Below are 22,258 nucleotides of genomic sequence, written 5' to 3'. Positions count from 1 at the left end.
GGCTGGACATGACCGACACCGAGCATCCGCTGCTGCGGCCGGGCCACAACTGCCACGACATCGGCCACGCCGATCGGCTCGCCTGCATCATCGACGCCGGCGAGTACTTCCGCCTGGCCAAAGCCGCCATGCTGGGCGCGCAGAGTCGCATCATGCTGATCGGCTGGGATTTCGACACCCGCATCCTGCTCGAGCCGGAAGGCGCCACCCTCGAGGGCCCCAACGAACTCGGCGCCTTCCTGAACTGGTTGCCTGGCCATCGACCCGGTCTTGAGGTGTATCTCCTGAAATGGAGCGTCGGGGCGCTCACCGCGATCAGCCGCGGGATGGCGCCGGTGTTCATCACCAATCTGCTCACCAAACCCAACGTTCATCTCGAGATCGACACCCACCACCCGCTGCATGCCGCCCACCACCAGAAGATCGCGGTCATCGACGACCGACTCGCGTTCTGCGGCGGTATCGACATGACCGTTGACCGGTGGGACAGCCCCGAACACCGCGACGACGACGAGCGTCGCACCACCCCGAACCACAAACGGTACGGACCGTGGCACGATGCAACGACGGCCGTCGACGGGCAGGCCGCACGCATCGTCGGTGCGGTGGCCCGGGACCGCTGGCGGGCCGCGACGGGCCAGGAACTGCCCGAGGTCACCGGCATCGACGCCGATCCATGGCCCACCGACCTCACTCCGACCATGCGGTCGATCGACGTGGGCGTCGCCCGTACCCTGCCGGAACTACCCGACCGCGAGGAGGTCCGGGAGATCGAGCAGCTGTATCTGACCGCCATCCGCGCCGCGCGACACACCCTGTACATCGAGAGTCAGTACCTGGCCTCACGCACCCTGGCCGACGCGATGGCCGAGCGGCTGCGCGACCCCGACGGCCCCGAGATCGTGGTGGTGCTGCCTCGCAACGCGGAGGGCTGGTTGGAGCAGAAAGCCATGGACGGCGCCCGCCGACGCCTGCTGCATCAACTCTGGCAGGCCGACGCACACGACCGCTTTCGCGCCTATCACCCGGTGACCGCGGCCGGCGCGGACATCTACGTACACGCCAAGGTGCTCATCGTCGACGACAGGCTGCTACGGGTCGGATCGTCGAACCTCAACAACCGCTCCCTGGGCCTCGACAGCGAATGCGACCTGGCGGTCGAGGTCACCGCCGACGATCCGCTCGCCGACCAGCATCGCCGCGCCATCCTCGAGGTCCGCGACCGGCTGCTGGCCGAACACCTCGACGTGCCCGTCGAACGGGCGCGCAACGACCTCGACGACCGGGGTTCACTGGTTGCGACCATCGAGGCTCTGCGCGGAAAAGGCAAAACCCTCATGCGTTTCGACGCCTCCACCGTCGCCGACGAAGACAGTCCCCTGGCCGAGAACGATCTCGTCGACCCCGAAACCGCCAAGGGCAACCCGATTCTCACGCGCTCGATCCGGTTCCTGGCGGGGCGGCCGCTCTCCAAACTGGGACGGCGCTGAGCGAGCGTCTCGCAGCCGGCCGACCCCTGTTCGGCGAGCTCGGCCTCCCAGAGTGAGTGCCTGCGTCGTCAACTCGCCGTCATCCGAGGCACCCGAAAACCAGACCTTAACATTCCAGACGCACCTATCAATGATTGCTTTATTGCTATCAGCGATAGGAGCGTTCGAATGCCCCCCCCCGCCACCCAGGACAAGCGCGCAACCCGACGTCAGCAGATCGTGGACGCCGCGTGGGAAGTAGCGAACGAGAGCGGTCTGGGCGCGGTCACCCTGCACGAGGTCGCCAGGCGCGTCGGAATGCGGCAGCCCTCGCTGTACAGCTATGTGTCATCGAAGCTTGACCTGTTCGACGTGATGTTCGCCGAAGCCTACGAGCACCTGCTCGCGCGGATCGACTCTCTGCCCGCCACCGGGTCGGCACGTGAGCAACTCCTACGCCTGTCCCAGACGATCGTCGACTACGTCGTCGAAAATCCTCCGCGCCAACAACTCCTGTTCCAGCGCACCATTCCCGGATTCGAGCCGTCGGAGGCCTCGTATCGGCGGGCCGAGCTTCTGGTGCGGCGTACCCAGAGCCTGCTCGTCGCGGCCGGCGCCACGGACCCTGCCCAACTCGACGCGTACACCGCCGTCATCGCCGGCATCGGCGCGCAGCAGATCGCCAACGATCCCGGCGGTACCCGCTGGACCCGACATGTGGAGACGATGGTCGGTCTCGTCGTCGACCACTTCCCCCGAGAGAGAGCGACACCATGAACACTTCCGAAAGCGTTCGGCCCGCAACGGAAATCAAGCGAATCCAGCATACCGAGGCGATGCGACTCACCGCCGCCGAGAATGCGCGCCTGCTCGATCTGCTCCAACTCATCGACCCCGACGACTGGGGGAGGCCCACCGACTGCACCGGCTGGACGGTGCGCGACGTCGTGGTCCACCTGATCGCCTCAGCCCAGGCACAGGCCAACCCGGTGGAGTTCCTCTGGCAGGTTCGGTCGGGACGGCCGCTCACCGCAGAGATTGGTGGCGACCACTGGGTCGACGGGCTCAACGAGGCACGGTTGCGAGCCCGGACCCAGTGGCGAACCGATGACCTGCCGGCGCTGTGGGAACAGCACTCCGCCGCAGCATTGCGCGCCCGGACTCGGATGCCCGCGCCGGTGCGCGCACTTCCGGTGTTGCCGATCGGCACCCCCCTCGGAGTCGACCTCGGCTGGAAACCATTGGGCTACCTGTTCGGCATCGGCTTCACCCGCGACACGTGGATGCATCGCGTCGACCTCTCGCGCGCGACCGGTGTTGCGCTGCAGCCCACCGCCGACCACGACGGGCGGATCGTGGAGGACATTCTCGCCGAGTGGTCACAACTCCACGAGCAGCCGTTCAGCCTCGATCTCCAAGGTCCCGCCGGAGGACGTTTCGAGGGCCGCAGCGGTGCAGCGACCATCAGTGTCGACGCGATCGAGTATGCGCGCATCCTCTCCGGCCGCGCCGACGGCGACGGCGTACTCGCCAACAAACTTCCGCTCTGAGAACCTACCCACCTCCAGGAGTTCGATCATGTCACCCGCAACCGAAGCACCCAGCACCGCAACCACTCTGGCCGAAGACAACAAGGCCGCCGATCGGCGGTTCATCAACCAGATCATCAACGGGCAGGATCTGGGGTCGATCGGCGACATCGTCGCAGACGACTTCGTCGAGCAGAACCCGCCGCCCGGGCAGGGTCCAGGACGCGACGGGTTGCGTGACTTCCTGGCTCAGATGTTCCGCGCTTTCCCCGACCTGACGTGGACGGTCCACGAGATGGTGGCCGAGGGGGACCGCGTGGCCGCCTGGTCGACGTGGACCGGCACCCACCGCGAAGATTTCCTCGGCATCGGAGCAACGGGCCGTTCGGTGACGGTCGAAGCCTGGACATTCGATCGATTCCATGACGGCAAGATGTGCGAGAGTCGCATCATCATGGACGTGATGGGAATGGCGCAACAACTCCAGGGAGATGCCTGACCTCAGCCGATCGTGTGGTCCTCGGTATCGATCGCCTCCTGACTCGCCGCCCAGGATGCGAGAAGCTTGAGACCATCGGCGGTCGGCGTGCCGGCCGCCGCGGTGTAGATGTTGAGATGCAGCCCGGGCTCGGAGGGCAATTCCATCCCCTCGAAGTCGAGGTCGAGTTGCCCGACGGCCGGGTGCCGGAGCCGTTTGCGCCCACTGCGGTGGAATCGCACATCCTGCGATGCCCAGCGCTGACGAAACAGCTCACTACGCGTGGACAATTGCCCGACCAGCTGGATCAACGCCTTGTCATTCGGGTTTCGACCGGCCTCGAGGCGCAGCATGGCAGCCGCATCTCGGGCGACCTGGTCGTAGTCGACAAAGAACTCCTGGGACTCATCGGGATGCAGGTAGATGAATCTGGTCGTGTTGGCAGGCCGCCGAGTATGGGCGAGAACCGGCGAATACAACGCCCGCGCAAGCTGATTCATTGCAACGATGTCGTGCCGCCCGTTGCGCACCCAGGCAGGTGCGTCCGAGATGGCGTCCAGAACCTGCTGGATAACCGGACGCACGGCGGTAGCCGGCGGGCGGGTCCGACGCGCACCCGCGCCCGCCTGCGACTGGCGCGCCAGGGCGAACAGGTGATCCTGCTCGGCTTCGTCGAGTTGGAGCGCGCCGGCCAGCGCGGCGAGCACACTCTCCGATGCGCCGGCCAGATTGCCGCGCTCCATCCGGACGTAGTAATCGACGGACACACCGGCGAGCAGCGCCACCTCCTCGCGACGCAGCCCCTTGACCCGGCGGTTGCCACCGTAGGCCGGCAACCCCGCCTGATCGGGGGTGATCCGTGCGCGCCGCGAGCTGAGGAACTCGCGGATCTGGGTGCGCAGGTCGGTGCTGTCCATGGGCCCCAGGGTAGGCACGATGCCATGTACCAGGGAGGTACTGGCAATACCCGGAACAACCGTGACTCCCCACGCCCGCGCAGACGCGGTCTGATGGACGTCATGAAAGCCACCTTTATGTACGCCGCCGGCGATGTCCGCGTCATCGATGTCCCCGACCCGATCATCGAGCAACCGTCCGATGCGCTGGTCCGGGTGACCCGTGCCTGCGTGTGTGGCAGCGATCTGCACCCGTATCACTCGATGCCGGCCACCCCCGACGGCTCGCCCATGGGCCATGAGTTCATCGGGGTGGTCGAGGCCGTCGGGTCCGCCGTGACCACGCTGAGTGTGGGCGACTTCGTCATCTCCCCGTTCGCCGTCTCGTGTGGGACGTGCGAATACTGCCGTGCCGGTCTACAGACTTCGTGCGTGCGCGGCGGTTTCTGGAGCGACCCCCAGCTCGGCACCGCCGGCGCCCAGGCCGAGGCCGTTCGGGTGCCCCTCGCCGACGGCACGCTGGTGAAAGCTCCCGTGGACGCGAACGCCGACGACGCACTGTTGGCGTCGCTGCTCACCCTCTCGGATGTGTACGGCACCGGCTGGCATGCGGCCGTGCGCGGCGGGGTCACTGCCGGGAGCACGGTCACCGTGATCGGTGACGGCGCCGTCGGCCTGCTGGCCGTATTGTCGGCTCGCCAACTCGGCGCCGAACAGATCATCCTGATGGGCCGACACCGGGCCCGAACCGATCTGGGCCGGGAGTTCGGCGCCACCGATGTGGTCGCCGAGCGCGGCGACGAGGGCATCGAGCAGATCCGCGACCTCACCGGCGGCCTGGGCAGCCAGATCGTGCTGGAAGCGGTCGGACATCGGCCGGCCTATGACCAGGCGATCGGCGCGGTCCGGCCCGGCGGCGTGATCAGCCGGGTCGGCGTTCCGCAGTACGACGAGGCGCCCGTCGGCTTCGCCAGCCTCTTCGGTCCCAACGTGACCCTCACCGGCGGTCCCGCGCCGGTACGCGCCTATATCGAACAGCTACTGCCCGCGGTGCTCGACGGTACCGTGGCGCCGGGCAAGGTATTCGACCGGACGATGTCGTTGGCCGAGACACCCAAGGCGTACACCGCGATGGATTCCCGCGAGGCCTTGAAGGTCGCTGTACGCCCGTGATCGACGGCGACCGGCCACCTGCCGGTCCCGCAGCCCCTGGTGGCGACAGCACCGCCCCCACCGAGGTCCCGGGGCCCCGGTTCCACCAACGAAAGGACCGCCCACATGCAGTACCGCCCACTCGGCCGCACCGGAGTCCAGGTCAGCCCACTATGCCTGGGTGCGATGATGTTCGGGCCCTGGGGAAATGACGACGAACAGGATTCGATCCGCATCATCCACGCGGCACTCGATGCGGGAATCAACTTCGTCGACACGGCCGACGTCTATTCCGCCGGCCGGTCCGAGGAGATCGTCGGGAAAGCGCTGGGCGACCGACGCGACGACGTGTTCCTCGCGACGAAGTTCTTCATGCCGATGGGCGACGACCCGAATCACCGCGGTGGGTCGCGCCGCTGGATCATGCGCGCGGTCGAGGACTCGCTGCGCCGCCTCGACACCGATCACATCGACCTCTACCAGGTGCATCGTCCCAGCCCCGACACCGATATCGAGGAGACACTCGGCGCGCTCACCGATCTGGTCCGCCACGGCAAGGTGCGCTACATCGGGTCGTCGTCGTTCTCCGGCTCTCAGATCGTGGAGGCCCAATGGGCGGCGAAGGATAATCGCCTCGCGCGGTTCGTGACCGAACAGCCCCCGTACTCGATCCTGGTTCGCGGCATCGAGGAGGACGTGCTGCCGGCCGTGCAGCGACACGGGATGGGCACGCTCACCTACAGCCCACTGTCGGGCGGATGGCTGTCGGGTCGGTGGCGCAAGGACTCCGCATCGTCACCGACGTCGAGTGCTCGACCCAGTGCGCGATTCGACATGTCAACCCCCGCGAATCAGCGCAAACTCGATGTCGTAGAAGACCTTGCCGTGCTCGCCGAGCAGTCCGGCATGACGTTGATCGACTTGGCGATCGCGTTTGTCATCAACCATCCGGGCGTCACCGCCGCGATCGTCGGGCCGCGCACGATGCAACAGCTGGAGTCGTATCTGCCCGCCGCCGACATCACCCTGTCCGCGGACGTCCTCGACCGCATCGACGAACTTGTCGCGCCCGGGGTGACACTCAACCCCGAGGACAACAGCTACGGGACACACGAGTTGACACCGATCGCCCGCCGACGAAACTGAATCCGCACAAGGAGAATCGCTATGGAACTGGCCCTGCACATCGCCGACTTCACCTGGTCCGGCGGCCCGGCCGAACTCGGCCCCGCGCTGACCAAGCACGTCCGAGACGCCGAAGACATCGGCGTCCGGCGAATCAGCGTCATGGACCACTTCTGGCAGATCCGCCCCGTCGGACCAGTCGACACCGAAATGCTCGAGGCCTATTCCGCGCTCGGTTTCATCGCTGCTCACACCCAACACGCCTTGCTGCACACCCTGGTCACCGGAGTCACCTACCGCGAGCCCGCTCTGTTGGCCAAAGCGGTCACGACCTTGAACGTGCTGTCGGGCGGCCGTGTCGGTCTCGGCATCGGCGCGGCCTGGAATGACGAGGAGTCCGAAGGCCTGGGTTTCGCCTTCCCACCGACGGCAGAACGTTTCGAACGACTCGAGGAGACCATTCGCATCTGCGATCAGATGTGGTCGGAGTCGGAGGACGCCTTCGCCGGCAAGCACTACCAGCTCGGCCGCACCCTCAATTCGCCGCAGTCGCTGAGCAGTCCCCGACCCTACCTCATGATCGGGGGCTCGGGCGAGAAGAAAACCTTGCGCCTGGTTGCTCAATATGCCGACGCCTGCAACATCTTTGCCGGACCCGACGCGTCCCACAAGCTCGACGTACTGCGCGGTCACTGCGATGACGTCGGCCGCGACTACGATGAGATCGACAAGACCACCATCTTCCCCATCAGCCCCAGCAGCACGGTCGACGACATCGTCACCACCGCAAACGCGATGGCAGCCTTGGGGTTCACGTCGTCCTATGTGTTCGCCACCGGTATCACCGAGCCGGCACGCATCATCGAACTGTTCGCCGAGGCAATGCCGCGGTTGGATTGACCCCACGTCCGACAGGCGGATGCGCCGACAGCTGTTCCCGGCGCATCCGCTTCCCGGATCACCCGGGCCAGCGTGTCGTCAATGCCTACAGCGTGCCCTCGATTCCCACCCGCCGCACCACGAAGTGCACCACCAAAGCGCCGAACACCGTCAAACATCCGATGGCGCTCAACGCCAGCGCGAGCACGATGCCGCTGTTGTCCGGGAAGGTGCCCAGCCCGGGATGCGCGGCCAGCACCGCCCCCGACAATGCGCTACCGCCGGCACCACCGACGGTGCGCAACACCTGGTTGAAGCTGACCGCGCTGCCGAGCTCCTCGGTGACGACGGTGCGCGCGATCAACGCGGGCATCGCGGCGTACGCGGTACCGAGGCCGACGCCGAACAGGAACATCCCGATCAGGATCTCCCACAACGCGTCGTGCGCGAACAACATCAGAAACGCCGCGACGGCCATGGTCGCGGTACCCACCCGCAGCAGGGTGGGTAGGCCGACGCGCGCAGCGAGCAGTCGGACCACCCGATTCGCGCCGAAACTCCCCACCGACAGCGGCAGCATCACAAAGCCCGCCCACAGCAGCGGCAGCGCGATCCCGTAGCCGGTGTCGGTGGGTGCCTGCGCGATGAGACTGGCGATGGACAACCCGATGTAGAGGGCCGCACCGAGTCCGATCGCGGTGCCGTTGGCGAGGATCACGTCGGTGTGCCGGAAGATGCGCAGGTTGATCATCGGATGCGGAGTGCGCAGTTCCACCACTCCCCAGCCGACGAGCACCGCGACACCGACGGCGAACGCCCCGATGGTCCGCACACTCAGCCACCCCCAATCGGGACCTTCACTGACGGCGAGCAACACCGCGGACAGGCCTGCGCCGAGGAGTACCGCTCCGGGCACGTCGAACCGTTGCCGGGGAGCACGTTCGTCGGGGCCGGACGGCACCACCGCCCAGACCGTCACCATCGCGGTGACGAGGAAGATCGCGGCGGCGACGAACGCCATGCGGAACCCGAACCCCGACGCGAGCACACCGGTCAGCGGGTAGCCGACGCCCAGCCCGGTGGCCACCGTCACCGACAACGCCGAGATCCCCGGCCGCACCAGGTCGTCGGAGAGATAGCGGCGCGCGAGCGCGATCGTGACGGGCACAATGCCGTACGACAGTCCCTGCAGTGCGCGGCCGGCCAGGAACACCGCGAACGTCGGCGCGGCCGCGGCCATCACCGATCCGAGCAGGATCACCGCGAGCGCCCAGATCAGCAGACGTTTCTTGTGCGGGCCGTCGCTGAGCCGTCCCATCACGGGCGTGGTCACCGCGCCGACCAGCAGGTTGATGGTGAGCATCCACTGCGCGGTGCCGACGGCGACGTCGTATTCTTCGGCGACGCTGGGCACCAGCAGCATGCCGAGCGAACTGACCACAGCGGTGGTCAGTGCTGCGTAGACGAGGCCGGGAAGCAGTCGTGTCGAGGTTCCGGCCATTCGGTCACCCTATCGAGTGGGCGGCGGTCGGCACCGGGTGGAGGCTGCGACCTCCGGCCCTCAGACCTTCTCGAGACGGGTGACCACCCCGCGGTCCCCGTCCACCCGCACCCGGTCGCCGGTGACGAGTACCTGGGTGGCGATGAGGGTGTTGACGACGCAGGGCAGCCCGTATTCGCGGGCCACCACAGCTCCGTGGGAGACCGAACTGCCGATGTCGGTGACGAGAGCGGCGATGACGGTGAAGTACGGCGTCCATCCGACGTCGGTGACCGGAGCAACCAGGATCTCGCCGCGCTGGACGTCGCGTGCCTGCGCGATGGTCTTCGCGACACGCACCACCCCCTCGGCCACCCCGCGCCCGGCGGGGCGGCCGACAATCGCATCGTCACCCACCAGCCGTGGCGGTGGCGCGATGCGCGCGGTGGGCCGCCCGATCGACACGTCGTCGAAGTCCAGCGCGTCCTGGTAGGCCAGGGCCGCGCGACGCTGCTGCGCGCGTGTGACGAGGCCGTCGATGTTCTCGACGCCGACGATGCGGTGCAGTTCGGCGCGGTCGAAGAAGAAGACGAGGTCGGCGTCGGGCAATCGCCCTGCCGCGGCGAGGACCTCACCGAGGTGCCGATAGCCGAGTTTGAGCGAGTGGGCCATCAGCGCCATCCTCGACTTCGTCTCCTCACGTCCGCGGGCACCGGCCTTCGCCCATCTGGCGAGCAGTCGGATCGTTGCGGATGTGGGCGCGTCGACCTGCACTCGGGTCGGGGCGCGCTCTGCGCGATCGTGCGTGGCACGCAGCATGGCCTGCATCATCGTCCCCAGTCCGGCGGGGTCCTCCGCCCAGGACGGGTCGCGCATGCACAACTCGCGGTAGCCGCGGTGTCCGTGACGACTCAGGAAGTGACGCAACGCCGATGCGGCCTCATCGTCGCCGGCGCGCACAGCGGTGACGGCACGCTCGGGCGTGACCGAGAGGAACGCGTCCGCCGCCATGGGGTCGGCGGCAATCAACCGGACCACCGCATCGAGTTCGCCGAGCATGAGCGCGCTCTCGACATCGCTGGCGCCGGCCATCAGCTGCGCGGCCTCGGTCCGCCCGTCCTCCTCGGTCTGCCCCTGTTGTAGCGCCCGCCGGATCAGCACGCTCTCCAGGATGTTGGCGGCCACTGCGGCCCGCGACGAGGAGCGCACATGGGTCAGCGTGACATCGCAGTAGCGCTCGACGCCGGACTCCAACTGTTGCAGGATGCTTCGCGGATCGTTGCCAGTTGGTATCTCGAACTCAGCGATCTGGGCACCCAGGTGCCGGACCGCCGGCCCGACGGACAGGGCATGGGCGCTGAGTCGAATGGTGTTGCCGAGCTTTCGGCGGAATGGTTGCGGCGGTTTCGGTTTCAACTCGTCGATCACCCGCCCACAGATCGACGTGGAGAACTGTTCGAGGGAATTGCCGAGGATGCCCGAGCTCAGGGCCGTGCCCTCGGTGAGGTTGAGAAACATGTGCCCCGAGAAGTAGCCGACCTGCAGCCACGGCCGTTCGTAGCCGGGCTGGGCTCGCGCGACCACTTGGATCTGCTGCATCGCACGGTCGATGGCGTACCCGGACACCGCCGCGGTGAGCGGGCAGAATGCGCCGGGCATCATCTCGCCGATGTTGCAGCGCGTGTAGACGTGATCGGCTCCGGCAACCGGCGAGTCCATCTCGCCGAGATCGCCGGGCAGGGTGGTGATGGGCCGGGCCTGCAGCCACCACAACCGTCCGTCGTGGTCGATCGCCCATTCGAGGTCCATCGGCTCACCCCAGTGGTGTGCGGCACGCAGTGCGCCGGTGCGGATGTCGGCGATCTCGGTGGATGACAGAACCGGTTGCGCCCCAGCGAGTTCGTGCACTATCGGTGTACCAGTATCGTCGAGGATGGTGTGGTCGGGTGATGCCGAGCCGTCGACCAATGACTCACCCAGACCCCCGACGGCGTCGATCACCACCAAATCACGACGTCCGGTGGTCGGGTCCGCGGTGAATACGACACCGGCTGCGCGCGCGTCGACCATCTGTTGGACAACCACATTCATAGTGGCGTCCTGATCGGCGCGGTACGCGGTGGCCCGCCGCGAATGCACGGAGGCGGCACACTGTTGGACCGCCGCGACGAAGTCGTCGACCGAATCGACGCCCAGCACGGTGTCATACTGCCCGGCGAAGGACTGCTCGACGCCGTCCTCGCCGACCGCGGACGAGCGCACCGCCACCGGGACCTGACCAGCCGCAACCATCTGCGAGAACCGTTGCACAGCGGTATCTGCGGAGGCTTGAGCAGTGACCTCGGCAATGACGAACCCCGGCGGCACCGGTAGTCCGACGCGGCCGAGTTCGGCGAGTCCGGCGGCCTTTCCGCCGTAGCGGACGTCGGCGACGTCTGCGAGTTCAATCGTGATCGGCGACATGGTCAGGTCAACGCGTCGACGATCTCGGCCAACGCATCGGGGTCGATCGGCCCCGGTTGATAGAGGCAGATCCGATCGGATACCCCATCGGCGCGGTCGCGGATGTGCGTGGCGATCTGGGTCGGGGTGCCGCAGGCTGCGATGGTGTGCAGTATGTCGTCGTCGATCAACGTGGCCATGTCCTGCCAGCGTCCCTGCTTGGACATCGCGTTAAGTTCCGGCTGCAGTTCGCCCCAGCCGTGGGCGTCCAGGACTGGCCGGTAGGCGGGGGTAGAACCGTAGAAGGCCAACAGCATTCGAGTCGAGGTATGGTCGTCTCCGACCGAGACGATGATCTCCGGCACCACCTCGAAATCGTCGTCCGCGCGTCCGGCGGCGGACAGGCCGGCGCGGACGGCCGGCATCGTCACCTCGTGGAGGAATCGCTTGGTGCCGAACGGCATCACGAGTAAGCCGTCGGCCACCTCGGCAGTCATCCGGGTCATCCGCGGGCCCAGCGCCCCGAGATAGATCGGTGGCGGACCGTACGGGTTCGGCCCGGGCACAAAGGTCGGGGTCATCAGGGTGTGCCGGTGATACTCGCCGCGGTAGTCGAGTCGTTCATCGTTCTGCCACGTGACGAAGATTGCGCGCAGCGCTCCCACCATGTCCTTCATCCGCGCCACCGGGTGGTCGAACTCGGTGCCGTAGCGCTTCTCGATCTGGGCGCGCACCTGGGTGCCCAGGCCCAGGACGAACCGACCCTCACTCAGTAGTTGCAGGTCGTTGGCCTGGTGAGCGAGTTGGATCGGGTTGCGGGGCAGTCCGATCGCGACGTTGGACATCACATCGAGACCGCGCACCCCAGACGCCAGCACCAGCGGGGTGAACACGTCGTGCGGGCCTTCGAAAGTGAAGACGCCTGACGCGCCGGCCTCCTGCAGAGCTCGTGCGCGGTCGACGGCGTCGGTGGGCCCGAACAGGGCTGTCATGACCTTCATCGGCTGCCTACTTCGCTCCGTCGGTCCAGTCGGTGAAGCCCGACGGATGATGTGGCCCGAGGACACCGTGTTCGAATAGTCCCGCACCATGACACTTCCGACCGTCGGGTTCGGTGCACACTGCTTCGGCGACGTGGTCGATGAGGCTGAACGGAGCCTTGGCCATCACCTCGGGATCGGTCAGGTCGAAGCTGACGCGTTCGACGAAGGACTCGCCTTTCCAGGTGCCGTGCGCCCAGGTCGCGTCACCACCGTACCCCGCACCGAAAGCGATGGGTGCGAACAGCTTCGATTCGATGTCGAGCTGAAACCGATCACCGTCGCGGTTCTGGAACTCGACGTGCGCACCGTAGGGAATCCGAGTGCCCGACGTGTAGTGGACGGAGACGCGTACCCCGTCGAGCTGTTCGACTCGGCCGTCACGCCATCGTCGGGTGCAGTCGTAGAGGCTGCGATGACCGTCCGGGTCCTCCTGCAGGATCAGGAACAATTGATAGTCGTCGAACGCCAAAGGCAGGTACAACCACCACATCCCGCGGAAGGATGTGTCGGGACGTCCACCCGGTTCGGCCTCGCCGACCGGACGGATCCCCCACGAACGGTCGCGGCTGGCCACGCTGGCATCGTGCTCGACGATCAGCCGTTCACCGTCGACGTCGATCCACCCCTCCCAGCCACCGAGTTGGGCAAACCGGCACGCCTGCAGGGTCACTCGACGGTCGGTCAGCATGTCGTGTGGACGCTCGAGCGCAGCGGAGAACAAACCGCGCCACGTGAGGTCCGCGGCGATACCCTCCGTCTCGTCCATCGTCAGATGTATCTGCTGTAGGGGTTCGATGACGTCGAGGCGGTAGCCGTTGACGTGTTGATTCAGCCGATCGTCGTCGATGGCGTCGCTCAGATGCACCGCGGTCTGCGTATCGCCGTGCCGGACGACGAAATAGGCGTCCTTGACACCGAGCCGCGGGTAGTAGCCGATGCCGGTGAGCGCCATGAACCGCCCGCCACGGTCGAGCACGTTGAAATACGAGCGGTCGTAGAAATTTCGATCGGACGTGGCCGGCCAGGAGACCGGAGTCGGCGTCTGATGGATCGGATACTCGTCGAGCGGGCTCAGCTTCACCGACACTCCCTCAAATACGATGCACACTGTATTGGAACTAAGGTGGAACTCATGACAGCAGAAAGCGTCAGCCGAGGCAAGGGGTCTGAGACAAGCGCGCCCGCGTCATCCCCACCGGGCCGTCCCCGCGACAGCCGCATCGACGCGGCGATCGTCACGGCGACACGGGAGTTGCTGCTCGAGTCGGGCTATTCGGCCCTGTCACTGTCGGCGATCGCCGCACGAGCCGGAACCACCACCGCCGCCATCTACCGACGCTGGGCCGGCAAAGCCCAACTCGTGCACGAGGCGGTCCTGCCCACCGACTCGATCCCGACCCCTCTCAGCTCCGGCGACATCCACGCCGACATCCGATCTGTGGTCGACACCGTCCGCACGATGTTCGACCGGCCCGAGGTGCGCATGGCGCTACCCGGCCTGATCGCCGACACCGTCGCCGACCCCCAGGTCCACACCATGATGATCACCCGGCTGGCCGGCAACCTCGGCGCATTCGAAACGCACTTCGGCCAGGAACGCCGCGCCGACGACCACCTCCCCATGCTCGCCGAAGTGGTGGCAGGCACCGCGATCTTCCGCATCCTCATCCGCCGCGACGCCGCACTCGACGAGGAGTGGGTCGACGCGATGACGGAGATGATCACCGAGCGGTGGCCGGCGGGGGTGAAACGGTGAGGAACAGGTCGGATCTCAGCATCGCCGCGTCACGTTCAACGACTTGATCTGTGGGCTCGGGTTCTGAGTTTCACCTCAGACCTTCGGTTCCCACGGGTTGACGCATCGGACGCCGAGCGGCTCGAAATGCTTGGTATTGCGTGTCGCCACGGCCATCTGGGTGGCATGGGCGATAGCAGCGATGACAGCATCTTCGAACGGAGCATGCTCGGGCACCCGATAGGTCGCCAAGACCCGTGCTGCGGGCAGATCGAACGGCAACACACGGTCGGCGAATGCAGGCAGGACCCGTTCCTCGAACCAACGGCGCAATACTTCTCCCTGCGCTGGGTCGGATCGCTCCTTGGTGACCACGCCACACTCGAGTTCTGCCATGGTCATCGCCGTCACGAACTGGTCGGTCACCGATACGGACGCCGCCCAGATCTCGACCTGTCGGTTGCGTCCCCGGACCCTCAGCGCGGATACCACGTTGGTATCCAAGACGTACTTCACAACTCGGCAGATCGGACAGTCAGACCGAGGCGTTCGGGCTCGAAATCGATGTCCGCACCCTCATCGGAACTCAGCAGGTCGACGAGCGTGACCGGCTCCCGCTCAAGCGCTTCGGCGAGGATCTCGCGAGCCTCCGCCTCTACCGACCTGCGATGCTGCTCGGCACGCGCCCGCAGGGCGGCCTTGGTCCCCGCGGGTAAATTGCGGATGAGGATCTGTTCCATTTTTTGCCACCTCCGATATCAGGAACATGATATCGAAGGTGTGCGCTTGGACGACACCCTCACATTCTTGTTTGTCATACAAACAAGAATGTGCGACCCTCATCACATGACCACGTCACGTCGCGGTAGTCGCGAAGCCGGCAAGGCCACCCGCGACTCCCTGCTGCGCGCGGCGGCCGAGGTATTCACTGAGCAGGGCGAGACGGCGTCGGTCGCCCAGATCTGCCACCGAGCTGACGCCTATCCGAACCAGGTCACGTACTACTTCGGCTCCAAAGAGCAGTTGTTCACCGAAGTCGCGTGCACCGCGGTACTACGCGCCGGTCGCGCCGCAGAGGAAGCCGCCGGCACGGCCACGACCGTCGGCGAGTACACCCACGCCCTCATCTCGACATTACTCGGCGGGCAGGCCCGCAATGTCGAGTTGTTCACGACCGCAATGTCGATGGCGTCGCGCCGTTCCGACCTTCGACCGCAGATCGCGGACACGTTGCAGGTGTTGCACGAGCGCGGCGCCGAAGCGTTGATGCGAACTCTGGTGCGGACAGGGTGGGAGCTGCGGGCACCGATCGACGTGGAGGCAAAAGCGTTCTGGTCGGCCATCTTCGGGCTCGTCATCCAGCAGGCGGCCGCCGGCGATCACCTCGGGGATCGGCTCGAGGACGCGGTCGCGATCGTGTTCACCAACCTGCAGATCCCGGATCGGGTGTTGGCGCATGCCATATGACGTGGTCTCGATACGGTCACTCACTCCGTTCGCGACCTACTCCTTGGATCGAGTAGGGACCGAGCTTGCGAGGGCCCGTATCGAGGTCGACCAGCGGGGGGTCACTTACTCCGTCGCGACCGAGCTTACGAAGGCCTGCATCGAGACCGACCAGCGAAAAGAACAGCAGTCGGAACAAACGAGCATACGCCTCCCCCGTCGCTGGTCGAGTAGCCGTCGAGCCCCTAGGCGAGACGGCGTATCGAGACCAGTTGCGCCGCTTCGAAAGGACAACCCATGACACACTCCACCGAGACCACCACCCACCCGCAACCGCATCTCACGCACACCGTCCTCAACCAGTCCGCCCCGCGTGTCGATATCAACGAGTTCGACATGAATACCGTTCTTGTCGAAGCGATCCGACGCCACGATGCGGGCTGGGCGGAAGATGAGCTCCGGGAGATCGGCGCGCACGTGGGCAGTGCGCAGTTTCAGCACGACGCGCACCTGGCCAACACCATCACCCCGGTGCTGCACACCCACGACCGCTGGGGCAACCGGATCGACGAGGTCGAGTACCACCCCGCCTACCACCGGATCATCGAGGCGTCGGTGGCCCACGGCTCGCACACACGCTGCTGGGCCGACCCGCAGCCCGGCTCACACGTCGCCCGTGCCGCGGGTTTCATGTTGTTCGGGCAGATCGAACCCGGTCACGCCTGTCCGGTGTCGATGACCCACGCGGTGATTCCGTCACTGGAGCTGCAGCCCGACGTCGCCGCGCACTGGGTGCCGAAAGCACTGTCACGCAGCTACTCCCCCGATCTGTCGGCCACCAAGGAATCGGCAATCTTCGGCATGTCGATGACGGAGAAGCAGGGTGGCTCCGATGTGCGCGCGAACACGACGGTTGCCACACCGGTCGGCCGTGGCGGGCCGGGCGCCGACTATCTGCTCACCGGACACAAATGGTTCTGCTCGGCACCGATGTCGGATGCGTTCCTGGTCCTCGCGCAGGCGCAAGGCCCCGGCGGCGAGGGACTCTCGTGCTTCCTGCTGCCCCGCGTTCTGCCCGACGGCACCCGCAACGTCTTCCGCATCCAGCGACTGAAAGACAAGCTCGGCAACAAGTCGAACGCGTCGTCGGAGATCGAACTCGACGGCACCGTCGCGGTGATGGTCGGCGAACCGGGCCGTGGCGTGCGCACCATCATCGAGATGGTTGCGCAGACCCGTCTGGACTGCGTCCTCGGTAGTGCCGCCGGAATGCGACAGTCTGTGGCCGAGGCGGTGTGGCACGCTCGCCACCGGGCCGCCTTCGGCGCGACGCTGGCCGATCAGCCGGCGATGACCGCCGTGCTCGCCGACCTCGCCCTGGAATCGGAAGCCGCCACCATCACCGCCATGCGCCTGGCTCGCGCCCATGACGAGGACGCCACCGACCAGGAGAAGGCGTTCCGACGTCTCGCCACCGCAGTCGCCAAGTACTGGATCTGCAAGCGCGGACCACACCACTCTTACGAGGCGCTGGAGTGTCTCGGCGGCAACGGCTACACCGAGGCCTTCCCCCTGGCCATGCGCTACCGCGAGCAACCGGTCATGGCCGTCTGGGAAGGCTCCGGGAATGTCATCGCACTCGACGTGCTGCGGGCCATGACCCGCGAGCCGGCGTCGATCGCGGCGTTCGACGCCGAGATCAACATCGCACTGGGAGCCAACCGCACCCTGGACCTGCACCTCGAACGGCTGCGTGATCAGCTGGGTGAACTGGTTCGCGCCGACGCGGCAACGGCGCAACGACGCGCCCGCGGAGTTGTTGAATCCATGGCCTTGGCGCTGGAAGCCTCCCTGCTGGTGCGGTTCTCCCCGGCCGAGGTGTCCGATGCGTTCATCGCCGCGCGGCTGGGCGGCAACCGCGCGTTCGAGTACGGCGCGCTGCCCGACGGCGCGGATCTCGCGGCGATCCTGGAACGACACTGAGCGCGGTGGCCGTCGTGGACTCGACTGTCGCGCAGTAACGCGGCGCCAACCCCTCACCACCCGCGCCAGCGATGTACGTTCTACAATCGCAACTTGAAGAACGTGTCCCTTTCATGGGGGTCTGACGGAGCCGCGTTCGTTGTCAGCAGTGCACAGGGGCGGGACGCGAACGGTGTTTGTCGATGAGAATCGGTCTGCAGGCGTGGGGAATCTTGGGGAGGCGACCCACGCCGCGCGGACCAAAGCGTACGAGGATCCTCGATATGTCATGGATCAGATCGAGATCTCCGAACGGCTACCCCGATATGGAATAGCGGGCCTGACGCTGGCCATCGGCCTGTTGGGTGTCCTGGCGGTGACGTCGCCGGATGGTGCGGCGGGGAGCCCGGTTCGGATGGGCGCGCTCATCGCCATCAGCGCCACCACGGTGCCGGTCGCGATCATCGTCGCGCGCATCGATCTGCGAACCATTTGGTTGTCGGAGACGATGCCTATGCGAGGCGCCAACACCGCCTTCGTCCTCTACGCCGACCTCGGACTGACCGCGGCGCTGGCGACATTCCAGAATCCGGTGATGGCACTGCAGGGCACGGCGCTGTTCGCGGTCATCGGCGGGTACGTCGCACATTTTCTCCGCATCCAGGCGATGGTCTGTCATGTCGTCTTCTCGACCGCGGTGATCGTCACCATCGGCGCGAGAGCGCTACTCGACGACACGCTGCCCGGATCGACCGCGCTCTACGGGATCATGGTGTCGTTGCTCGCGGCCAATGGCACCGTGGGCCTGATCGCCATCTACAGCGCAGAGTCGAAACGTGCGCTTCGCCTTCAGATCGAGTCGGCCAACACCGACCCGCTGACCGGTGTGCTCAATCGGCGCGGGTTCCGCTACATAGCGAAGACCGCGACCCGACAGACGACGCGGCCCTTCACAATCCTCGTGGTGGACATCGACAACTACAAGGCGATCAACGATCGGCACGGGCATGCCGTGGGTGACGCCGTCCTCGAACGGTTGGCCGCGGTGCTCGTGGATGCCGTTGGGAAGTCAGGGGTGGTCGGGCGCCTCGGCGGCGACGAGTTCGCGATCGCCGGCTCCCTGGATCGCGTTTCGGCCATCGGACTGGCCAATCGCATCCGGGCCGCCCAGATCGGCCTGCCCTGCGAGCCTCGCATCACCGTGAGCGTCGGCGCGGTCGTCTATGAGAGCAAACTCCGCCCGGCCACCGACGGCGCGCTCGTGGACCTGGCACTGAAGACTGCCGACCGCGCGCTATTCGAGGCGAAGAACGCTGGGCGGGACACATACCGAGTGGTGTGCGGCGACCCTTCGTGACGCCCGAGGACGTCCGGAGCGCTAGCGGCGGATCGTCACGAAGGGCAGCCCATCCGGGCCAAACCGGCTCATCCCAATCGGGGGTGTAGGAGTTGGGGTCTGAAGCCGCCGGTCTCGAGCAGGCTTCGGGCGATGTAGTTGGTCAGGTTGCGGAACCCGAGTGCGGAGCCGCGCAGGTGTTCGAGCCGTCCGTTGAGCGCCTCGGTCGGCCCGGTGCTGGTGCCGGGTCGTTCGAAGTAGGCGAGCACGTCAGCGGCTCGCTTCTTCAGGGTCCGGCCCAGGGTGGTGAGCTCGGTGAGCACCTTGGGGACGCCGGCGCTGAGGTCGGTGATCAGCTTCTCCATGAGCTCGCGGCCACGTTGCCGGTCCTCGTGGCGATAGGCGGCGATCATGCGCTGGTAGACACCCCAGGTCGCCTCGACCTCGACGTGAGCGTCATCAACGAACAGCGCGCATAGCCTGTCGCTCTGCTTGTCGGTGAGCAGGTCCGCGCCGGTGTGCAGCGTGCGCCGCGACTTGTAGAGCGGGTCGTCCCTGAACCCACGGTGCCCGTGGATCGCGAGTTGGACCCGGCGCCGGCACCTGTGGAGGGCGTCACCGGCCGGGCGCACGACGTGGAAGGGATCCATCACCGTGACCGCGTCCGGGATCTCCTCTGCAGCGGCGGTCTTGAACCCGGTGAAGCCGTCCATCGCGACCACCTCGACCGCGTCACGGAAGGCGTCGTCGCGGTCGGCGAGCCAGGTCTTGAACGCCGCCTTCGACCGGCCCTCGACCATGTCCAGCAGCCTTGCTGGGCCGGCGCCATCGCGGACCGGGGTGAGGTCGATGATCACGGTGACTGACGTACTTGTCGCCACGCCTGGTGTGGCGCCAGACGTGCTCATCGACGCCAATGACCTTCACGCCCTCAAACCGCGTGGGGTCGTTGATCAGCAGGCGCTTGCCTTCAGCCAGGACCGCGTTGTTGGCGGTGTCCCACGCGACCCCGAGTCCCTCGGCGACACGGGCGACGGTGAGGTGTGCGACCACGATCCCTTCCAGCGCCCACCGCAGCCCGGTGCGCGAGAGCTTCGCGCGTGGCTCCGCCGCGGCGCTGGTGTCTTGGCGCCACACGTGTCCGCAGTCGGCACAGCGGTAGCGGCGCACTACAACTTCCAGCACGGTCGGTCGCCAGCCCAGCGGCTCGTGGGCCAACCGCCGGATCACGGCGTCACGAGCAGCGCCTTCGCTGCCGCACCGTCGGCACCACTGATCTGGTTCCACCACGCGGCACGCGAGGACCGCACGATCCGGTTCAAGTCGTTGTCCGGTCACGCTCAGACCGAGGCCGTCGAGTCGAGCGAAGGCGGTCAGGTCAGGGCGGCCGAAGCCGGCCGGCGGGGTAGCGTCGGACACGTCGAGGTCTTTCGGATGGATGGCTTCGACGCCGCCGCAAGCTCCGGTGAAACGGTCGGTACTGGTCGGTCGTCGTCGGTCACCACCGGATGGCGGCGTCCCCCACGCTCGGCGTTTGCGCAGGTCAGCGGCTCGTTCGCCCGGTGGGCGCATCAAGCGATAGACGCAAAGCCGACGTGATTAGGTCGTCGGTTCGATTCCGACAGGCGGATCCGGCGAACAGCCCCTGACCTGCGGAAACGCAGGGCAGGGGCGGTTCGGTTCTGGTGGTCGCGCGATGCGCTGGCCTCACGGCTCTGCCCGACACCGACGTCGCTCTCCTCTGCGACGGACCCCTCGCCGGCTGAGCGCTCGCGGCCGGCATCCTGTCCGTGTGCCGATAGGCCTCGCACCGCTCGGCAACGCAGCGTGGCGTTGCGTTGCGTCGCGACCTGGCGACGGCTCGGCGGGGCGCGGTCGTCTCGTGCGTTGGCGGACTACGGGAGCTTGGACGCGAGGACGTCGGCCGCCAGGATCTCGGGTGCTGCGCCGAGGAGGTGCTGGTTGGCCATCAGGGCTGCGACGATGGCGCCGTTGGCGTGGGCGTCGCGAGCGGCCTCGTCGGGGAATGCATCGAAGATCCAGAAGGTGTCGGCGTGGGTCCTGACCGCGAACCAGACAATCGTTCCTACTTCTTCGTTGGCGAGCGCGACAGCGCCGGCGAGCAGATCGGCGAGCGCGTCGTGCTGTCCATCGGCCGCGACGATCTTGGCGACGAAGGCATACGGAAGTGATGCGGGTGTGGACATGAGGGGTTCTCCTAAGTGTCGAGGTTTCTTGGTGAAGCGAGTTCAGCGTATGACGAGCAAGGGCATGTGAGAAGTGGCGTATACGGCAGTATTGCTATTGTTTGCGCCATGCGTATCGGACTGATCGCGATCGACGGCTGCTTCGGTTCGGCTGTCGCGTCGGTCATCGACATCGTGCGGGTGGCCGACGGAGCCCGCGGCGATGTCGACCCGCGGATCGACCCGATCGAACTCGCCATCCTCGGACCGAAACGGAGAGTGACCACGACGGCATCGATGACCCTGTCGGTGGACCACCCGCTGTCGGAGTCCGCAGAGTTCGACGTGGTCGTCGTCCCTGCGCTTGGAACCCTCACGGCCGCCGCTACCAACGACGCCCTCCAGAGCCGAGATGCTCGTTCGGTCATCGCCTCGCTCGGGCGCCTCGACGACGCGACCACCCGGATCGCCGCGGCGTGCACCGGCGTGTTCGCTGTCGCCGAGACCGGACGGATGCATCATCGGCGGGCGACGACCAGCTGGTTCCTGGGGCCGGAGTTCCTGAAGCGCTATCCGACCGTCGCCCTCGATCTCGACACCATGGTCGTGGTCGACGGGAACCTCGTCACCGCCGGCGCCGCGTTCGCCCACATCGACCTCGCGCTCTCACTCGTGCGATCGATCAGCCCCGACCTGGCCCAACATGTCGCCAAGCTCCTCATCATCGACGAGCGTCCGTCGCAGGCGGCCTTCGTCGCCTACGAACAGCTCCGGCACGAGGACCCGATCGTCGTCGAGTTCGAACGCTTCGTGCGCGCCCGCCTGGACGAACCGTTCAACGTCGCCTTCGTCGCGCAGTCGCTCGGCACCAGCCGGCGCACCCTCGAACGACGAGTCCGTGCGGCGCTCAACCTCACTCCGCTCGGCTTCGTCCAACGGCTTCGCATCGAACGAGCTCGGCACCTCTCAGCAACCACGGACCTCACCTCCGCCGAGATCGCGCTACGGGTCGGCTACGCGAACGCCGAGACTCTGCGCTCCCTCCTGCGTAGGGAGCGACGCCGTTCCTGACCTATCGCCATGCCTGTAGCCGGTGTCCT

Annotated in this window: 20 protein-coding genes and 1 pseudogene; 12 read left to right on the top strand and 9 right to left on the bottom strand. The window is 66.6% G+C overall.

Translation table 11 applies throughout. From position 1 onward, the window contains the following. The first annotated feature begins 8 nt into the window (after positions 1-8). The 4 genes from OSB52_RS18795 (at position 9) to OSB52_RS18780 (ending at position 3,497) form a co-directional block, all read left to right on the top strand. Positions 9-1,490 (top strand): phospholipase D-like domain-containing protein, encoded by a 1,482-nt coding sequence (locus tag OSB52_RS18795; RefSeq protein ID WP_266063074.1) that lies wholly within the window; start codon positions 9-11, stop codon positions 1,488-1,490. Positions 1,491-1,658: 168 nt separating this feature from the next. Further along, complete coding sequence (locus tag OSB52_RS18790) at positions 1,659-2,246, top strand: TetR/AcrR family transcriptional regulator (RefSeq protein WP_266063073.1); 588 nt, start codon at positions 1,659-1,661, stop codon at positions 2,244-2,246. Further along, positions 2,243-3,019: a maleylpyruvate isomerase family mycothiol-dependent enzyme gene (locus OSB52_RS18785; RefSeq protein ID WP_235724357.1), complete on the top strand. Its 777-nt coding sequence runs from the start codon at positions 2,243-2,245 to the stop codon at positions 3,017-3,019. Before OSB52_RS18790 ends, OSB52_RS18785 begins: the two co-directional genes overlap by 4 nt. A 28-nt stretch (positions 3,020-3,047) precedes the next feature. Further along, a complete protein-coding gene (locus OSB52_RS18780; protein WP_235724358.1) occupies positions 3,048-3,497 on the top strand; it encodes an ester cyclase in 450 nt (149 codons plus the stop codon). A 2-nt stretch (positions 3,498-3,499) separates the two neighbouring features. Here the strand turns inward: OSB52_RS18780 and OSB52_RS18775 are convergent, their stop codons facing one another. Continuing rightward, positions 3,500-4,393 (bottom strand): MmyB family transcriptional regulator, encoded by an 894-nt coding sequence (locus tag OSB52_RS18775; protein WP_266063072.1) that lies wholly within the window; start codon positions 4,391-4,393, stop codon positions 3,500-3,502. 102 nt (positions 4,394-4,495) lie between these two features. Between OSB52_RS18775 and OSB52_RS18770 the strand changes: the two genes are divergently transcribed. The 3 genes from OSB52_RS18770 to OSB52_RS18760 all read left to right on the top strand — a co-directional run bounded on the left by OSB52_RS18770 (position 4,496) and on the right by OSB52_RS18760 (position 7,549). After that, a complete protein-coding gene (locus OSB52_RS18770; RefSeq protein WP_266063071.1) occupies positions 4,496-5,545 on the top strand; it encodes an alcohol dehydrogenase catalytic domain-containing protein in 1,050 nt (349 codons plus the stop codon). A gap of 105 nt (positions 5,546-5,650) precedes the next feature. Beyond that, a complete protein-coding gene (locus OSB52_RS18765) occupies positions 5,651-6,670 on the top strand; it encodes an aldo/keto reductase (protein ID WP_266063070.1) in 1,020 nt (339 codons plus the stop codon). A gap of 21 nt (positions 6,671-6,691) precedes the next feature. Then, positions 6,692-7,549: an LLM class F420-dependent oxidoreductase gene (locus OSB52_RS18760; RefSeq protein WP_266063069.1), complete on the top strand. Its 858-nt coding sequence runs from the start codon at positions 6,692-6,694 to the stop codon at positions 7,547-7,549. Positions 7,550-7,634: 85 nt separating this feature from the next. Here OSB52_RS18760 and OSB52_RS18755 read toward each other — a convergent pair whose 3' ends face one another. From OSB52_RS18755 to OSB52_RS18740, 4 genes are read right to left on the bottom strand one after another with little or no spacing between them, the layout of a single operon-like run. Continuing rightward, the gene (locus OSB52_RS18755) at positions 7,635-9,029 is read right to left on the bottom strand and encodes an MFS transporter (protein WP_266063068.1); all 1,395 of its coding nucleotides are present in this window, start codon (positions 9,027-9,029) and stop codon (positions 7,635-7,637) included. A 60-nt stretch (positions 9,030-9,089) separates the two neighbouring features. Next, positions 9,090-11,471, bottom strand: coding sequence for a PEP/pyruvate-binding domain-containing protein (locus OSB52_RS18750; RefSeq protein WP_266063067.1), 2,382 nt, complete (start codon positions 11,469-11,471; stop codon positions 9,090-9,092). Positions 11,472-11,473: 2 nt separating this feature from the next. After that, a complete protein-coding gene (locus tag OSB52_RS18745) occupies positions 11,474-12,451 on the bottom strand; it encodes a TIGR03617 family F420-dependent LLM class oxidoreductase (protein WP_266063066.1) in 978 nt (325 codons plus the stop codon). Between the two features lie 7 nt (positions 12,452-12,458). Then, complete coding sequence (locus OSB52_RS18740; protein WP_372512451.1) at positions 12,459-13,574, bottom strand: Rv3169 family protein; 1,116 nt, start codon at positions 13,572-13,574, stop codon at positions 12,459-12,461. Between the two features lie 51 nt (positions 13,575-13,625). Between OSB52_RS18740 and OSB52_RS18735 the strand changes: the two genes are divergently transcribed. Next, positions 13,626-14,249 carry a TetR-like C-terminal domain-containing protein gene (locus tag OSB52_RS18735; RefSeq protein ID WP_266063064.1) on the top strand — a complete coding sequence of 208 codons (624 nt, stop codon included), beginning with the start codon at positions 13,626-13,628 and terminating at the stop codon, positions 14,247-14,249. A 75-nt stretch (positions 14,250-14,324) separates the two neighbouring features. Here the strand turns inward: OSB52_RS18735 and OSB52_RS18730 are convergent, their stop codons facing one another. Together OSB52_RS18730 and OSB52_RS18725 are read right to left on the bottom strand one after the other, a co-directional pair. Next, positions 14,325-14,732 (bottom strand): type II toxin-antitoxin system VapC family toxin, encoded by a 408-nt coding sequence (locus OSB52_RS18730; RefSeq protein WP_266063063.1) that lies wholly within the window; start codon positions 14,730-14,732, stop codon positions 14,325-14,327. 8 nt (positions 14,733-14,740) lie between these two features. Next, positions 14,741-14,968 (bottom strand): FitA-like ribbon-helix-helix domain-containing protein, encoded by a 228-nt coding sequence (locus OSB52_RS18725; protein WP_235721964.1) that lies wholly within the window; start codon positions 14,966-14,968, stop codon positions 14,741-14,743. A 106-nt stretch (positions 14,969-15,074) separates the two neighbouring features. Here OSB52_RS18725 and OSB52_RS18720 point away from each other — a divergent pair, with 106 nt between their 5' ends. The 3 genes from OSB52_RS18720 (at position 15,075) to OSB52_RS18710 (ending at position 18,993) form a co-directional block, all read left to right on the top strand. Beyond that, on the top strand, positions 15,075-15,695 hold the full coding sequence (locus OSB52_RS18720; RefSeq protein WP_235721963.1) for a TetR/AcrR family transcriptional regulator C-terminal domain-containing protein: 621 nt from the start codon (positions 15,075-15,077) through the stop codon (positions 15,693-15,695). A 276-nt stretch (positions 15,696-15,971) separates the two neighbouring features. Continuing rightward, positions 15,972-17,657, top strand: a complete 1,686-nt coding sequence (locus OSB52_RS18715) for an acyl-CoA dehydrogenase family protein (protein ID WP_266063062.1) — start codon at positions 15,972-15,974, stop codon at positions 17,655-17,657. Between the two features lie 268 nt (positions 17,658-17,925). Continuing rightward, positions 17,926-18,993 (top strand): GGDEF domain-containing protein, encoded by a 1,068-nt coding sequence (locus OSB52_RS18710; protein WP_266063061.1) that lies wholly within the window; start codon positions 17,926-17,928, stop codon positions 18,991-18,993. Positions 18,994-19,061: 68 nt separating this feature from the next. Here the strand turns inward: OSB52_RS18710 and OSB52_RS18705 are convergent. Both OSB52_RS18705 and OSB52_RS18700 read right to left on the bottom strand, forming a co-directional pair. Next, positions 19,062-20,391: pseudogene (locus OSB52_RS18705) on the bottom strand (ISL3-like element ISPfr2 family transposase). 476 nt (positions 20,392-20,867) lie between these two features. After that, positions 20,868-21,179, bottom strand: a complete 312-nt coding sequence (locus tag OSB52_RS18700) for a putative quinol monooxygenase (protein WP_003941073.1) — start codon at positions 21,177-21,179, stop codon at positions 20,868-20,870. 108 nt (positions 21,180-21,287) lie between these two features. Here OSB52_RS18700 and OSB52_RS18695 point away from each other — a divergent pair, with 108 nt between their 5' ends. Beyond that, positions 21,288-22,229 (top strand): GlxA family transcriptional regulator, encoded by a 942-nt coding sequence (locus OSB52_RS18695; RefSeq protein ID WP_235721959.1) that lies wholly within the window; start codon positions 21,288-21,290, stop codon positions 22,227-22,229. The last annotated feature ends 29 nt before the right edge of the window (positions 22,230-22,258 follow it).

Origin of the sequence: Gordonia aquimaris (assembly GCF_026262595.1) — a bacterium.
GTDB classification, from domain to species: Bacteria; Actinomycetota; Actinomycetes; order Mycobacteriales; family Mycobacteriaceae; genus Gordonia; species Gordonia tangerina.
The sequence above is the reverse complement of the archived record's forward strand: the minus strand, read 5'-3'. Positions and strand labels throughout refer to the sequence as shown.